This window comes from Mariprofundus ferrooxydans PV-1, assembly GCF_000153765.1.
GTDB lineage: Bacteria > Pseudomonadota > Zetaproteobacteria > Mariprofundales > Mariprofundaceae > Mariprofundus > Mariprofundus ferrooxydans.
The window spans coordinates 699485-715706 of the sequence record NZ_DS022295.1 but is presented as its reverse complement, the minus strand read 5'-3'; the positions used below and the strand labels follow the sequence as shown (position 1 = coordinate 715706).

The following is a 16222-nucleotide window of genomic DNA, read 5'->3' as shown; positions in this document are numbered from 1 at the left end:
TGCACTCTGTCGTGCGCACGGATACTACAGTATTTATGATTGTTTGTTGGCTGACCCGCCTTTCATTTCTGCATAATCATTTCAGCAGTGCAGTAACTTAGCCTGCGAATAACAGGAAACCGGGGCCGTAAGTTTACGGCCCCGGGTCGGAGCATGCTCCGCATGAATATACAAAAGCGTGACGTCAACGAATTTCAATGGCCTTCGCTCTGGCTGTTTCGTGCTTTGGCAGCCTGATCTCAAGCACACCGTCGTTCATTTGAGCATCTACCTTGTCTGTATCGATATGGGTCGGCAGTGAAAAGCTACGGCTGAACCTTCCGTATGCGCGTTCAATGCGGTGCACATTCTCTTCCTTGAGATCTTTTTCGTAACGACGCTCACCAGAGAGCGTCAATACGCCGTCATGCACTTCGACCTGCACATCTTTTTTATCAATACCCGGCAGTTCAGCCTGCACCAGCAATGCATCATCGGTTTCCCGAATATCCACCGACGGTGCCCACTGGCCGCTTTCAGTGCCTGCAACAGTACTGTTACCCTCAAGCAGGCGGCTAAGCTGGCTGTTTACGGATTCGAGTTCCTGCCAGGGAGACCAACGCATCAGGGTCATGATACACCTCCTTGTTTATAATTACCGGGATATATCTATCCGGTGATGAATTATATAGTGAAACAGATACTGTTTTTCAATACCGGGCATGGCAGATATGCTGAATATGTTCCGCTACCGGCATAAGAGCAGACGCTGTCGCTGCTGGTGCGATTTCCTCTATTACAAGGCTGTAATTTACACAACCCCGTTCATTGACTAAGCTGTTTCGACTTTGCGGAGGGGGGATTAGATGATGAAACGAGTACTGTTCTTGTTCAGCATGCTGTTTGCGTGGTTGCAGGTTGCGCATGCAGGAGGCTTTCAGATCCCGGAAATGGGTGTGAAGGCGATGGGAATGGGTAATGCATTCACCGCCGTTGCCGATGACCCTTCGGCTAACTGGTTTAATCCGGCCGGTCTGTCATTTCAGCAGACGGCTGTCACCGTTGGCGCTGTTGCCGTGATGCCAAAGGTGGATTTCACAGCCAACGCCAGTAATCCTCTCGCTCCCTCCAGTTCCAGTATGGACAAGAAAAAGATCGTTGTTCCACATGCCTATATGGTTATCGCCACCGACTCTGACCTGACAGCCGGTATTGGTGTCAATGCGCCGTTTGGCCTTGAGGTGAGATGGCCGACAACAGCAGTTTTTTCAGGTGCTTCTGAATACGGCAGGTTGCAGGCTATTAATGTGAACGGCAACGTGGCGTTTAAATTAAGTGACAACTTTGCAGTGGCCGCAGGTGTGGATTTTGTCGATATGTACAAGGTTGATTTTAACGGCACCGCACTGAAGCAGAATTTCAAAGGGACCGGTTGGGGATACAATGTCGCAGCACTTTATAAGACCGAGATGTTCAATGCCGGTATCAGCTACCGCTCCAGTGTGAAGCTCAAGTCAAAAGGTCAGTCAACCCATATCGCATCAGCCACTACAAGCAGTAATGCCATCACTGTGACTATGCCCGATATGCTGAATATCGGCGTGGCTTTTCATCCGACAAAACAGTGGACGATCAGTGCCGATGCTGACTGGGTGAACTGGAAGAAATTCGACAAACTGGCCTTTATCTATACACCAGCATTGGCAGGTGGTGCCCTGCCTTCGCTCACGGTGCAGGAAAACTGGAAAGCGACCTGGGCATTCCGTGCTGGCGCTGAGTGGGCCTATTCGGAGACGATGCGGGCTCGGTTAGGTTATACCTATGACCCGACTCCTATTGATCCGGTCTATTTCACACCGCTGTTGCCGGGAAATGACAGGCAGGCGGTACATGTCGGTTACGGCGTGGATTTGTCGGATCAGGCAACGCTCGATCTGGCCTATACTTATGTGTTTTTCTCCAATCGCCTGCAAACCCAATCGACGGGTACCAATGTAGTACGAAATGGCACCTACAAGTCGCATATCCATTTGGCTGCGGCATCGCTTACGTACCGTTTTTAATGATGGCTGACGCATGACAAAGGGGCTCTTCAAGAGCCCCTTTTTTGTGAAAAGGGTGATGTCTATACTGGATAACGGGTAAATCATGGAGGTCGCGATGTTCTGGGTTGTTCTTGTTGTGTTGCTGTTCGCCATGTTGATTTTGCTGGCCAAAGTAAAGTTGTCATTTACACGGTGGCTCGGTCTGCTCGTTATTGCCGATGTGATACTGATGCTGGCCGGTATGAGTATGCCGGTGGTAATGCTCATCCTGCTGCTGATCGGAGCGGCCGGAGTGCTGTTCGCTACAGATGCTCTGCGCTTGAAATGGGTCAGCCGCCCGCTCAAGAATTATATTCGCAAATCACTGCCGCCGATGTCGGATACGGAAAAAGCAGCGATTGAAGCGGGTACGATCTGGTGGGACGGAGAGCTGTTTCGCGGCAACCCTGACTTCTCCCGTCTGCTTACAACGCCCAAACCGGCACTCTCTGCAGCAGAGCAGGCATTCCTGGACGGGCCGACCGATGAGCTGTGTGCGATGCTGGATGACTGGCAGATCAGTCATGATCTGCGTGATTTGCCTCCTGATGTATGGGCATTTATTCGCCGGCATCGTTTCTTTGCCATGGTTATTCCCGCTCACTACGGTGGTCTGGAATTTTCCGCCCATGCCCATTCGCGGGTACTGCAGAAGATTGCCAGTCGCAGTACAGCGGCGGCAGTCACCGTTATGGTGCCGAACTCTCTCGGTCCTGCTGAGTTGTTGCTGGCTTACGGTACAGAGGCACAGAAAGATTATTATCTGCCTCGGCTGGCGGCAGGGGATGAGATTCCCTGTTTTGCCCTGACCGGTCCGACGGCGGGCTCGGATGCCAGCGCCATTCCCGATACCGGCATCGTATGCCGTGGTGAATTTGGCGGGGAAGAGGTGCTCGGCATCAAATTGAACTGGGAAAAGCGCTATATCACGCTGGGGCCGGTGGCGACGGTGTTGGGACTGGCTTTTCATGTCTACGATCCGGAACACCTGCTTGGCAAGCAGGAGGATCTGGGTATCACCTGTGCACTGATTCCGACCGATATGCCGGGCGTTGAAATCGGGCGGCGCCATGATCCGTTAAATATTGCATTCATGAACGGCCCGAACAGTGGCAAGGATGTGTTTATACCGTTGGATCATATCATTGGCGGCCCTGCGATGATCGGCAAGGGCTGGCGGATGCTCGTTGAGCGGCTGTCGATCGGGCGCGGCATATCACTGCCATCGTTGAGCGTAGCTGCAGGCAAGATGTGCGTGGACAGTAGCGGCGCATATGCCCGTTTGCGCAAGCAATTCCATACCTCGATAGGTCGTTTTGAAGGGGTGGAGGAGGCGCTGGCGCGTATGGCCGGCCTGACCTATCTGATGGATGCCGGTGAGCGGCTGACGGTGTCGGCGCTGGATACAGGTGAAAAGCCGGCAGTGGTCACAGCTATCGTCAAACGTTATCTGACCGAGACAATGCGCCAGGTGGTGGACGATGCGATGGATGTGCATGGTGGCCGGGGTATCTGTATGGGGCCGTCGAACTATCTGGGGCGTCTGTATCAGTCCGTGCCCGTTGCGATTACGGTGGAAGGAGCCAACATCCTGACCCGCTCGCTGATGATTTTCGGTCAGGGGGCAATGCGCTGTCACCCATATCTGCAGCAGGAGATTGCTGCTGCGAGAGCAGACGGCGATGATGCCTTGCACCGCTTTGACACCGCACTGATGGCGCATCTTGCCTACACGACAGCCAACGCCGCCCGGGCCGTGCTCTACGGAATCATCGGCAGTCTGGCACCTTCGCCGGTAGCCGGTAGCTCAGCCCGTTACTACCGCCAGATTGCCCGTTACAGCGCCGCGACGTCGGCCATGGCTGATCTGGCGCTGATGGCACTCGGAGGCACGCTCAAACGCAAGGAGGCGATTTCCGGCCGCTTTGCCGATGCCATGGCCTGGATGTATCTCTGCTCGGCTGTGCTCAAGCGCTTTGAAGACGAGGGACGCCAACGCTCTGATGAGCCGTTAATGCACTGGGCATGTCAACATAGCCTGTATCAGGTGCAACAGGCACTGGACGGGATTATACGTAACTTTCCGTATCGGATGGTTGCATGGAAAATGCGTGTCTGGGCCTTTCCTCTGGGGCGCAGGGCCAGCATGCCCGGTGATGTATTGAAGCATCAACTGGCCGAGATGTTGATCGAACCGTCAGCCACGCGTAAACGACTGGTTGAGGGGATCTACATCAGTGCTGACAGCGATGATCTGATCGGCCGTCTGCATCATGCGATGCGGATGACTATTCATACTGAATCGATTGAGCGCAAGCTTAAGGAGCTGGGGCAGGTTCATCGCCCGGATCAGGATTATGATGAATGGTTACACGGGCTGGTGGCGGCATCCATGCTCAACCAGGCTGAGGCCGATCTGTTGAGCGAGGCGCGTCTGTCGATCCGTCAGGCTGTGATGGTCGACGATTTTTCCGCCGAGTCGTTTACAGACCGCCGCTGATTTTCCAGCCGCTTTTTGTCCGGGTCAGGGCAATCTGTTCACGTTGATAGAGCTCTCGCCAGACGCCGTCGGATTCCACGCGCAGGTGATAGCTCTGTTCGCACAGGGCATGACGACCATCCTCCTGTATGCGAATGATGCGGTTATCCGATGCCATCTTGATGGTATCAAACTGCTTGAACAGGTTGTGCATGCGAATAATAAGATCTGCCTTGCTATTGTTCCTTTCCATGTAGTCGGGTAGTAACAGGGCATCATATGCCAGTATGTCGTGTGTGCTGACAGCCTGATCGCGCGCATCAAGTACGGCATTGATAGCATCTTTATCGTGATTGACACATGCGCCAAGCGACAGGGCGAATAGCAGGAGTAGTACCCGTCCAGGTTTGTTGACGTGGAAGACCATTGCCTGCGTGCCTGGCCCTGTTAGAGGAATCGTTCGGCTTTTGAGCTCCACGAACTATGTGGATAATTATGCTGCAGCAATTGCGCGGTCTGGCTGGCATCCGTTTTCATATCCATTTTAGCATAGGAGGAGGCCAGGTAATACAGTGCCTCCTCGATGGAGGGGGTGGTCTGGTAATGCTGGATGACCTGCTGAAAACGATTGGCTGCAGCCACGTAACGGTCGCGGTCAAAATAGAACTTACCGATGGTCAGTTCATGTTTGGCCAGAGAGTTATACAGTGATTGCAGGTACATTTTTCCCTGTTTGGCATAGCTGCTGTCCGGATGTTCCCGGATCAGTTTTTTGAACGACTTGATGGCTGCCTTGTTCTGGGTTGGATCCTTTTCTGCCGATGCACGTTGTTTGTACTGGCTCATTGCCAGCATGTACATGGCATAATCTGCGTTCGCATGTCCCGGGTGCAGGTCAATAAATCGCTGGCTCAGTACTTCGGAGAGAACAAACTCATCATCCTTGTAGGCGGCGAAAATACGCAGCAACTCTGCCTGAATGGCAAATTTGCTGTAGGGATATTTGCTGCTGAAGTGCTCAAGGGCCATTGTCGCTTCGGCATAGTTACCAATGGTGACCTGATGTTTGGATTTCTCGTATGCACGCTGCGCATCGTTTTCAAATGGCTTGTCCTTGCCGGCGCAACCGGTCATTACGGTGGCGATCAGGCAGATGGATAGAATAGTGAGTAATTTTGAAGTCATGGGCGAAGCTTACGTTGCCGATGGAATGGCGACAACGGCCAGTTGTCGGCCGGAGCGGCGTCCGTCTCGCCGATAGGAGAAAAAACGCTCCGGATTGCAGAGAGTACACAGATTGTGTCTCTCAATATGGGTTGCGTCGATGCCGCGGTTTATCAGTTGCAGCTGATTGATACCGGCAAGATCAGCATGCAGGGGATCGGTCTGAATGAGATGGTCGGCACCGGCTGTGCTGTTACCCAATGCTATGGCTGCCTCTTCACCGATCTCAAAGCAGCACGGCCCGATACAGGGGCCGAGGGATGCGATAATATGCTCGCTGTTGGCGCCGTTGCTGATCATCTCATCTATGGCGGCTGTGACAACACCCGCGGCGGTGCCTCGCCAGCCGGCATGAACGGCGGCGATGATCCCGGAGATGGGGTCGGCCAGCAGCACGGGCAGACAATCAGCGGTACGTACTGCAACGGCTGCTTCGCGACTCCGGCTGAGCAGGATGTCAGCATTAGTATCATGCATGCCGCCGCGACCGGAACACCACAGGTGCCCGCACTGGTGGATTTGCCTGCTTTGGTGGGGCGGGTTGCTCAGGCCTGTGCAGGTGAGCAGTCGTTCGATATTGATGGCGATGTGTTCCGGAGTGTCATCCGCATCTGCTCCGAAATTCAGGGAGTCATAGGGTGGAGGACTTACGCCGCCGCGACGGGTGGTGAAGTAACCATCAATGCCATGCGCTGCGAGTAACTGCGATACAAGAATGTCGCAGTCAGCCATAACTCTTGGTCAGGGCATCGTGCAATATGGTGAGGTCTTCGGGCAGCGGGGCGCGAAAGCTCATCGGCTCGCCGCTGATCGGGTGATCAAACTCCAATAGTTCGGCATGCAGCGCCTGTCGGGACAGTGTGGCAATGGCGTGTCTTGCCGGCTCGGGAATTTCCCTGCCCGGATGATAACTGCGTGCATATACCGGATCGCCCAGTACAGGCAGATTTTCATGTGCCATATGGACGCGGATCTGATGGGTGCGACCGGTATGTAGCGTCAGCCGCATCTGGCTGAATGGCCCAAAGATATGCTCAACAGCGGCATCGGTAATTGATTCCCTGCCGCTATCGGTGACAGCCATTTTCTGGCGCTGGTGAGGATGACGGCCAATAGGCAGTTCAATGCATTTGACGCGCCATGAGGGTACGCCCCGACACCAGGCAATGTACTGCCGGTTCAGGTTGTGCTCGGCAAACATCTCGGAGAGGCGCTGGTGTACGACCTCGGATTTGGCTATGACAAGAGAGCCGGATGTGTCCTTGTCGAGGCGGTGGACGATGCCGGGTCTCTCAACGCCGTTGATGCCGGGCAGTGTTTTACAGTGGTGCAGCAGCGCATGCACCAGTGTGCCGTGATCGTGGCCATGTGACGGGTGAACGACGATGCCGGCCGGCTTGTTCAGAACAATCAGATGCTCGTCTTCAAACAGGATATCCAGCGGCAGATCTTCAGGCTCGAGAATCAGTGGTTTTACCGGTGGCAGGGTCAGCAGATAGCGCTCACCCTCCCATACCCTGGCTGAAGCCTGACTGATAACGCTGCCGCCGGCAGTGCGTACATGTCCCTCGCGTAGCAGCGTCTGTATGCGGCTGCGACTGAGTTCGCATGCAGCAGCCAGTACGGCATCCAGACGCTTGCCTGAGGCTTCAGTGCTGACTGTGATGCTCAGCGAGTCATCATCATCCTGCAAGTCGTTCACTCCCCTTGCGGTGTAGATGGGGGGGCGGCCTGCACAGTAGTAGCGGACTCGGGAGCCCGGCTGGCAGCAGGTTTGTCTGCGGCCGGTTCGGATGTGCCGCCATTACCTGTTGATGCTGAATTTTCCTGTCCGGAATTGTTATTCGCCTCACCATTGCCGGCAGGACGTCTTGGTCTGCGTCTGCGCCTGCGTTTTGGCTTTGGCGCATCCGTAGTGCCCTCGGCCGACTGTTGCTCGGTTGCTGAATTTACAGTTGCTTCACCTTCCGGCTTCGGCGCGCGGGGTTTGCGCGGGCGACGCGGCTTTTTCGGAGTGTTCTTCTCGCTATTGGGGTTGTTGCTGTCTGTTTTCTGTTTCTCTTCAGCCACGTTTTCCGGGGCAGATGTTTTGGCTGCGGCAGGTTTGCGACGGCTTTTCTTCTCGCCGCGTGCACGTGAGTTTCTGGAGCGCTCACTCTGCCGCTGTGCTTCGCGTTCAGCCTGTGCTTTCTCTTCAGCTTCTTTCTGCAGTTTTTCCTTGCGGCTCTGACCGGTCAGCATGGCAATCAGGGTGGTCAGTGGTCCTTTCTTCTTTTCCTCAGCCTTTTCAGCCAGCTCCGGCGGTGGTGTAGGAATGCCAACGACCGGTTTCATGGGTTTGAGTTTGCGGTTTGGGCGCGGTGGTTTAACACGCTTGTTCGTATCTTCCAGTACCTCAACGCGTTGCTGATTATTCTCTGTCCACTGGCGCTCAATGCGATAGTGGGGAATATCAAGGTCAGGGCGGATCTGTAGCGTAATCTGGATCTCGTAGGTCTCTTCGATGCGGGCAATGTTGTCGCGCTTGTTGTTCATCAGATATTCGCCGGTGTCGGATGGTACCTGCACAACCAGTGTCGGCTTTTTGCCGGCCTCGGCCCAGTCTTCCATGCGTGTCAGCATCTGAAGCGCCATCGAATCGACAGTGCGGATAAAACCGCGTCCCTGGCAGCGGGGACAAGGCTCTGTTGTGGATTCGCGCACGGAGGGGTGAAGACGCTGACGTGACATCTCGAGCAGGCCGAAACGGGATATACGGGCAAACTGGATACGGGCTTTATCGCCTTTGCAGGCCTTGCGCAGCATATCTTCAACCTGCTGACCGTGCTTGCGGCTGGCCATATCAATAAAGTCGATAACAATCAGGCCGCCGATATCGCGGATGCGCAACTGGCGTGCAATCTCTTCGGCTGCCTCCAGATTGATGGCCAGAGCCGTATCATCAATATGCTTGCCCTTGGTGGCACGGGCTGAGTTGACGTCGATGGAGGTCAGGGCTTCGGTCGGGTCCAGCACAATCGAGCCGCCGGTGCGCAGACGGATTTCACGTTCATGCATCTCTTCACACTGGGACTCAATGCCGTATTTGCGGAATAGCGGTATTTTGCCCCGGTAGAGTTTGACCAGCTTCTCTTTGCCGGGCAGTACAGCATGCACGAAGGCCTTGGTGTGGGTGTATATCTCATGATTATCGACCCAGATTTCATCGACATCATCAGAGAAGTGATCGCGGATAGCGCGTGTGGCCAGATCACCTTCCAGATAAATCAGGGCAGGCGGGGGCGTTGTTTCACTCTTGATGCGGATTTCATCCCACAGACGACGCAGGTACTGATAATCCCGTTGCAGGGCTTCGAGTGTCTGATCCTTGCCGGCAGTACGGATGATCAGTCCCATGTTCTCCGGCACATCCAGCTGGGAGAGGATCTCCTTCATCGAGCGGCGTTCTTCATCCGAGAGCTTGCGGGAGATGCCGCCGCGGGTGGTATTCGGGCTGAGTACCAGATAGCGACCGGCCAGCGAAATCTGGGTGGTCAGAGCTGCGCCCTTGTTGCCGCGCTCTTCCTTGACCACCTGCACCAGCAGCTCCTGCTTGGGTGCCAGTACATCCTGAATGGATATGTTGCGGGGATTGGTCGATTTGTCGACGCCGTCCTTCCAGTAGTCCGGATGGATTTCGCTCAGGGATAAAAAGCCCTGGCGCGCAGCACCGTATTCGACAAAGGCTGCCTGAAGGCTTGCTTCAACCTTGGTGACCTTGCCCTTATAGATGTTGCTTTTGGTAAGTGTTTTCTGTGCTGACTCAATATCGAGTTCGTGTAAGTAGCCATCTTCTGCAATGGCAACACGCGACTCTTCATCGTGGGATGCATTGATCAGCATGCGTTTTATTGTTGTCACGCCTGATTCCTTTTGGCGCTTGAGGGGCTTGTTACAGGCACTATGGTGCTTGCCGGATAGTGCACACGAGCCCGTTGTGTTTACAGGCCGCACTATCAAGGACGTAGCTGCAGATGCACACCGGTGTCACATCCGGTTGGCGCGTAGCAGACGCACATAGCTATTTGTTATGTCGGGCTCTGTTTATTAATAACAGGCTCCAACCACAAGTCATTCAAACGCAGTTTAATTAGCGCAGGCTCTACGTTTGCAGCACATCATCGATAGGGGGCATCATCAGGTAACGGGCCGGGGAGGGCAGTAACCAAGCCCGAGGTGAATATTCGAAGGCTGGGCTTCCCGGCAAAAGTCTCTAGATTCCACTGCTCTAGTTGTTAAGCCTGACGATGCGCACGCGCATCACGATATCGTGCAACAAAAACGGAGCTTGCTGCGCAAGCGGATAAACCTACAGATAAGGAGAGCGGTTTGGCAAGCAGTGTTGCAGAAAACGGGGTTTTGACCATAGGTGCGGATGAGGATGGTAGTCGCCTGGATCGGGTGTTGAGTCGCCACCTGGGAGCAGGCCATCGTGCGTTGATCCTGAGGTTGATTCGCAAGGGTAATGTGCGTTTAAACAAGAAGCGCTGCAAGCCGGAAACGCATGTTGCAGCCGGTGATCAGGTGTTTCTGCCGGTCAGCTTACGTGAGCCGGACACAATGGAGCGGGCGCCGGTGTCGGCATCTCTGCTTGGTAAAATGGCTTCAATCCCTGTGCTCTATGAGGATGATTCACTGTTGGTGGTGAATAAGCCTGCCGGCATGGTCGTGCACGGCGGCAGCGGACACGAAGCCGGTCTGATCGAGGCATTGAAGCAGAGCCGCGGGCTGGATGACTTGCGTCTGGCACACCGGTTGGATCGGGATACATCCGGCGTTCTGCTCATGGCCAAACACCTGGATGCATTAAGGCGGCTGACCGAATCGTTTCGTGAACGGGATATGCAGAAAACCTATTTCGCCCTGATTGCAGGTCACCCTTACGCCCATGCCGGCCGCATGAGTTCAAACCTGGCAAAAGGTGTCGTGCGCGGTGGCGAACGCATGGTGGTGGATAGCGAAGAGGGCAAGGCGTCGGTTACCGATTATCAGGTGATGATCGAGTACGAGCGACATGGCTTTCCCTATGCCATGGTGGCATTGAACCCGCACAGCGGTCGCACGCACCAGTTGCGGGTGCAGTTGCAGCATGAAGGACATCCGATTCTCGGTGACGGTAAATATGGCGAAAAGGCCCAGCTTGCGGCTTATAAATCGCTTGGCGGCAAAGGATTGATGCTGCACGCCTGGCGTTTACGTTTTACACATCCTGTTAGCGGAAAGTCTCTCGAATGCAAAGCCCCCTGGCCGGATAACTGGAGCGCTCTGCTGGGTTAGTCACCGGGGCATTCATGCGCTATCATACGTCACACCATGCAGTTTCCCTATCTGGTTGTTTCGATTGCAGAAGAAGCCCCCCGGCACTGTTCAGGCCTGTTTCAGGTTGGGCCGTTATCGTTGCGGCATAATACCCCAGATCGGTTAAGAGATATTACAGACACCGCCTGTGATCCGGACTGACACAGGTACTAATTCTTGCACACAACGGAGCATTTTTAATGACAAGCATACGAAGGGTGGCCCGGTTTTTATGCCTGACTGGCATGGCAACCGGCTTTATTTCGTCATATTCGGCTGTTGCAGCACCTCTCTCACCTGAACCGTGGACGTTGCAGCGCAGTATTGAGCGCGGCATTGCCATTGCCCCCGAGCTTAAGAGTGCTCAGGCCGGAATCAGGGCCGGCGAAGGTGAGCTGAAGCGGGCCGGTGAATGGCCGAATCCGCGTATCAGCTTGCGTGTTGAAAACAATATCCGACAGCAGCAGATGCGTAGCGGCTATACGGTGGATCAGCTTACCGTATCGCAGCCGATCCCGCTCTGGCGCCTCAAGCCTCAACAGAAGGTTGCAGAGGAGGGCGTGCTTGCTGCCAGAGCCGATGTTACCCAGACCCGTCTCGACATTGAGAACAGGGTGGCGCGACTGTTTCTGTCGCTTCAGCTCGACCATGAAAAGTTGGAGCTGGCGGAGCAACGCTTGAAGTTCACGCACAAACGCGTTCGTTCACGCCACAAGTCAGATCCATCCGGCATCGTCCGTTATGTTGACCCGCTTGATCGCTCCCGACTGCAGCTGTTGCATGCTGCTGCTGACCAGGATACGGCTGCAGCACGCAATAACTATCAGGAATCTCTGGAGATGTTTCGCAACTATCTCGCCTTGCCTGCTGATGCTCCCGTCACGCTTCCGACCATGCGTCCGGCTGTGGCTCCCGCCGCACTGTCGACGCTTGAGCAGCAGCTTGATTCGGACGCCGTGCTGCTGCGTCGCCTGCATCACCGTGTTCTGCAGGCAGAGGCCGGTGTCGACCTGCAGCATGCACGCCGCTTTGACGACCCTGAACTGACGTTGATCCGCGAAAAGAACGTGAATCTTAATAATCAGGAGTTTTCCTATAACGGTGTGATGCTGACAGTAAGCTTACCGCTGTGGGACCAAAACCACGGTAACATCGAAAAGGCTCAGGCTGAGGTGATGCGTGCCGAATCACGATTCGATGTGGCAAAGCGCGAGCTGATCGCTCGTCTGCGCCAGAGTCACATCCAACTGCAGCACCTGCTGGCTCAGGCAGGGCACTTCAAACAGGCGGTGCTGCAGCCGGCTAAAAATCTGCTGCGGGCTACGGAAAGAAACTATGACATCGGCGCTGCAAGCAGTCTGGCGCTGATCGATGCCTACAATACCTATTTTAATGCCAGAAACCGTTATCTGGACATCATATTCCGCAGTCACCAGAAAGCGATCGACATCAAACAGGTGTTGGGTCGCTCACTGCTCGCCGCCAATGGTACAGGAGCAGTGCACCCATGATTGAACCACTTGTTCGTTTCTCTCTCAGTCAGCGGGTGATGCTCCTGCTTGCCGCGCTCGCTCTGGCAGGCGCAGGCCTCTGGTCATTCCAGACGCTGCCTATCGATGCCTTCCCGGATGTCTCTTCGCCGCAGGTACGTATCATTGTCAAGGCACCGGGCATGGCGCCGGAAGAGGTGGAGTCGCGCATTACCTTCCCCATAGAGACGGAAATGCAAGGCCTGCCTAAGCAGACGGTGATGCGTTCTACGACGAAGTATGCGCTCTCAAGTATCATTCTCGACTTCAGCGAAGGTACGGACATTTACTGGGCTCGCCAGCAGGTATCAGAACGTCTGAGCCAGCTGTGGAGTTCTCTGCCGGCCGGTGTGGAGGGCGGGCTTGCACCGATTACAACCCCGCTTGGCAGTATCTATATGTACCGTATTGTCGGTAAAGACTACAGCAACCGGGAGCTGAGAAGTCTGCAGGACTGGGTGATCCGGCCGTATTTGCGCGCAGTGCCCGGCATTGCCGATATCAATTCACTGGGCGGCGAGGTGCGCTCCTTCCGTGTGACGCCGGATCCGGCCAGGTTGACGGAATATGGTCTGGTTCTGGATGACCTGAAAACGGCTCTGATGAACAACAACCGCAACTCCGGCGGTGACCGGGTAACGATGGATGCCAGCAACTTTCTGATACGCAGTATCGGCAAACTCAATAATGCAGAGGATATCGGGAATATTACGCTGGCACTGCGCAATGGCCGGCCCGTCCATATCCGCGATGTGGCAAGTGTGAAGATTGGTTCGCTGACACGCTACGGTGCGGTGAGTGCTGATGGTGAAGGCGAGGTTGTAACCGGACTGGCCCTGCTGCGCCGCGGTGCCAACAGCCGAACGGCTGTGGAAGGGATCAAAAGCGCACTGGCATCGCTGCAGCACACGCTTCCACCGGGTGTGACGATTGTGCCGTTTTATGACCGGAGTACGCTGGTTAACGAAGCTGTATGGACAGTGCAGAAAGCCCTCGGTGAAGCCGTGGTGCTGGTGTTGGTGGTGTTGCTTATCATGTTGGGCAACCTGCGCAGCGCCCTGACGGTCGCACTGATTCTGCCGCTATCGGTGCTCTTTACCTTTGTCATGATGCGACTCTTCGGCATCAGCGCGAATCTGATGACACTTGGCGGCCTGGCGATTGCCATCGGTATTCTGGTTGATGCGGCAGTGGTCGTTGTGGAAAATATTCATACCCGTTTGTCGCAGGCAGGTCCCAGGGCAGATCGTCTTCATATCACGTATCGGGCCACGCTTGAGGTGGCGACACCGGTGCTTGCCGGTATATTGATTATTGTTGTCGTATTTCTACCGCTTTTCAGCCTTACCGGCCTTGAAGGCAAGATGTTCAAGCCACTGGCCATCACCATTGCCTTTGCACTGATCGGCTCTCTATTGTTGTCGATGACGGTGATTCCCGTACTGGCCAGCATCATTATGCGTTCCCATGGCGGCAAAGAGGGGGAAGGGCATGAAGAAGACGGCTTGCTGATCAGGCTGCTCAAACGCCTCTATCTGCCGATGATGGAGGGTGTACTGAATCATCGTTGGATTGCCCTGTTTCTGGCGCTGTCGGCACTGGGGGCGGCCGGCTGGCTGTTTCCGCAGATCGGCAAGGAGTTTATGCCGACGATGGATGAGGGTACAACCGTGGTCACACTTGAGAAGGCTTCGGATATATCGCTGAGCGACTCATTGGAGATGGATAAGAAAATTCAGAAGGCCATGATGTCCCTGCCGGAGGTGACCGGTGTGGTCTCCCGCACCGGTGCGGATGAGTTGAGAATGGACCCTATGGGTTTGTATCAGACGGATAACTTCCTTCAGACCCGCCCGCGCTCCGAATGGACGCGTACGCTTCCCGAGTTTAAAAAAGCACTGGCTGAGAAGCTCTCTGAGTTCAAGGGTATCGATTATGCCTTTACGCAGCCGATCGATATGCGTGTTTCCGAGATGCTGACCGGTGTGCGTGCTGCCATGGCGATCAAGCTCTATGGCGATGATCTGCACAAGCTCGACTCGCTCTCCGACGAGATTGTGAAGCTGCTTGGCACAATTAAGGGGGCCGAAGGCATCTTCCGCGGACGGCTGACCGGGCAGAACTACCTGCAGATCGATATCAAAAGTAGTGAGATTGCCCGTTACGGCATCAATGTTCAGGATATTAACCGTGTGATTGAAGAGGGTGTGGCCGGGCGTGTGGTGACGACCGTGATCGAGAACAATCGTCGCACCGGCGTGTTACTGCGTTTGCCGGAAGATGTGCGCAACTCTCCCGAAGCGCTCGGTAACCTGCTGATCCAGACGCCGAGCCGGACCAAGGTACCGCTGCGGCTACTGGCTGACATCCACAAGACCCAGGGCCCGGTGGAGATCACCCGCGAATCAGCTCGTCGCCAGGTCGTGATTCAGGCCAACGTCAAGGGACGTGATATTGTCGGCTTTGTCGAAGAGGTCAAAGCAGCGATGGCCAGGGATATCAAACTTCCGCAGGGTTATTATGTCACCTTCGGCGGGCAGTTTGAGAACCAGCAGCACGCTGCGGCCCGTCTGGCAATGGTAATCCCGCTCTCCATCGTACTGATCTTCCTGATGCTCTTCTCAACCTTCCGATCAGTGCGACAGGCGGCGGTAATCCTGCTTAACATCCCGTTTGCCATGATCGGCGGTATCATCAGTCTCTATATCTCCGGCTTGTATATGTCGGTTCCGGCATCGGTCGGATTCATCACACTGTTCGGCGTGGCTGTTCTTAATGGCGTGGTGATGGTCAGCTATTTTAATCAACTGCGCGAAGCGGGTAACAGCGTGTTAGAAAGCGTGCGTAAAGGCGCGGAACGCCGGCTGCGCCCTGTCTTGATGACGGCCATGATTGCCAGCCTCGGTTTGCTGCCGCTGCTGACATCAACCGGTGCAGGTTCCGAGTTACAGAAGCCGCTTGCTGTGGTTGTGATCGGCGGGCTGGTAACATCGACCCTGCTGACACTGCTACTGCTGCCGATGCTCTACGGCTGGATTGAAGGCCGTGCGGAACAACGCCTTCGGGCCAAGGGAGAAACAAGCGTATGAAGATGCTGAACCTCGTGACTCATGCCAATATGCAACATCAATTGTCCGACACCCTGCGTGATATCGAACAGGTCAGTGGCTTCACGTTTACCCCGGTACAGGGACATGGTAGCCACGTTGATACCGACCCGTTTCTTTCGAGTCGGGATCGTGTCGTCGGCTATACTCCGCGCATCAAGGTGGAAGTATTACTTGCGGATGACGATGTGGAGCCGGTGCTTGCTCACCTGCGCGAAGCGATGATTAATGAGCGAAATCAGGGTGTGTACTGGGTTTGTCGGGTGGATTCATCGGGAAGACTGTAGCCCTTGGCTGGGGGGGCAGTAGCCGCTTCGGTTATTGCCCTATTTGCGTTGGTTCGAAAGCATCATGGGATAGTTCACATTCGGATGTAGCACGAAGCGATGCAGACACACATTAGACCTGATGCATTACAAAGCAGGCAGAGTGACCAAGAGGCATCGCTGAAAACATGCGGTTGATCAGGTGGAAGATTTATTC

General features: G+C 55.0%; 12 protein-coding genes. 6 read left to right on the top strand and 6 right to left on the bottom strand.

All coding sequences use genetic code 11. The annotated features are described in order from the left end of the window. Nucleotides 1–184: 184 nt before the first annotated feature. Nucleotides 185–613: an Hsp20/alpha crystallin family protein gene (locus tag SPV1_RS10310; protein WP_009851131.1), complete on the bottom strand. Its 429-nt coding sequence runs from the start codon at nt 611–613 to the stop codon at nt 185–187. A 232-nt stretch (nt 614–845) separates the two neighbouring features. Here SPV1_RS10310 and SPV1_RS10305 point away from each other — a divergent pair, with 232 nt between their 5' ends. Then, entirely contained in the window at nt 846–2042 is a 1197-nt protein-coding gene (locus tag SPV1_RS10305) for an OmpP1/FadL family transporter (protein WP_009851130.1), read from the top strand. A gap of 97 nt (nt 2043–2139) precedes the next feature. Further along, nucleotides 2140–4563: an acyl-CoA dehydrogenase gene (locus tag SPV1_RS10300; protein WP_040881818.1), complete on the top strand. Its 2424-nt coding sequence runs from the start codon at nt 2140–2142 to the stop codon at nt 4561–4563. On the opposite strand, the gene SPV1_RS10295 is transcribed toward SPV1_RS10300, so the two are convergent. From SPV1_RS10295 to SPV1_RS10275, 5 genes are read right to left on the bottom strand one after another with little or no spacing between them, the layout of a single operon-like run. Next, the gene (locus SPV1_RS10295) at nt 4547–4969 is read right to left on the bottom strand and encodes a nuclear transport factor 2 family protein (protein ID WP_009851128.1); all 423 of its coding nucleotides are present in this window, start codon (nt 4967–4969) and stop codon (nt 4547–4549) included. The genes SPV1_RS10300 and SPV1_RS10295 overlap by 17 nt on opposite strands. A 20-nt stretch (nt 4970–4989) precedes the next feature. Further along, nucleotides 4990–5727, bottom strand: a complete 738-nt coding sequence (locus SPV1_RS10290; protein WP_081441988.1) for an outer membrane protein assembly factor BamD — start codon at nt 5725–5727, stop codon at nt 4990–4992. Nucleotides 5728–5736: 9 nt separating this feature from the next. Further along, nucleotides 5737–6498 (bottom strand): peptidoglycan editing factor PgeF, encoded by a 762-nt coding sequence (gene pgeF, locus SPV1_RS10285; RefSeq protein ID WP_009851126.1) that lies wholly within the window; start codon nt 6496–6498, stop codon nt 5737–5739. After that, nucleotides 6491–7468, bottom strand: a complete 978-nt coding sequence (locus SPV1_RS10280; RefSeq protein ID WP_009851125.1) for an RluA family pseudouridine synthase — start codon at nt 7466–7468, stop codon at nt 6491–6493. Before SPV1_RS10280 ends, pgeF begins: the two co-directional genes overlap by 8 nt. Further along, nucleotides 7465–9666 carry an Rne/Rng family ribonuclease gene (locus tag SPV1_RS10275; RefSeq protein WP_231288378.1) on the bottom strand — a complete coding sequence of 734 codons (2202 nt, stop codon included), beginning with the start codon at nt 9664–9666 and terminating at the stop codon, nt 7465–7467. The genes SPV1_RS10280 and SPV1_RS10275 overlap by 4 nt, the downstream gene beginning before the upstream one ends. A 468-nt stretch (nt 9667–10134) precedes the next feature. Between SPV1_RS10275 and SPV1_RS10270 the strand changes: the two genes are divergently transcribed. The 4 genes from SPV1_RS10270 (at nt 10135) to SPV1_RS10255 (ending at nt 16026) form a co-directional block, all read left to right on the top strand. Continuing rightward, complete coding sequence (locus tag SPV1_RS10270) at nt 10135–11082, top strand: RluA family pseudouridine synthase (RefSeq protein WP_009851123.1); 948 nt, start codon at nt 10135–10137, stop codon at nt 11080–11082. A 221-nt stretch (nt 11083–11303) separates the two neighbouring features. After that, on the top strand, nt 11304–12614 hold the full coding sequence (locus SPV1_RS10265) for a TolC family protein (RefSeq protein ID WP_231288377.1): 1311 nt from the start codon (nt 11304–11306) through the stop codon (nt 12612–12614). Continuing rightward, the gene (locus SPV1_RS10260) at nt 12611–15721 is read left to right on the top strand and encodes an efflux RND transporter permease subunit (protein ID WP_009851121.1); all 3111 of its coding nucleotides are present in this window, start codon (nt 12611–12613) and stop codon (nt 15719–15721) included. Before SPV1_RS10265 ends, SPV1_RS10260 begins: the two co-directional genes overlap by 4 nt. Beyond that, entirely contained in the window at nt 15718–16026 is a 309-nt protein-coding gene (locus tag SPV1_RS10255) for a DUF3240 family protein (RefSeq protein ID WP_009851120.1), read from the top strand. The genes SPV1_RS10260 and SPV1_RS10255 overlap by 4 nt, the downstream gene beginning before the upstream one ends. The last annotated feature ends 196 nt before the right edge of the window (nt 16027–16222 follow it).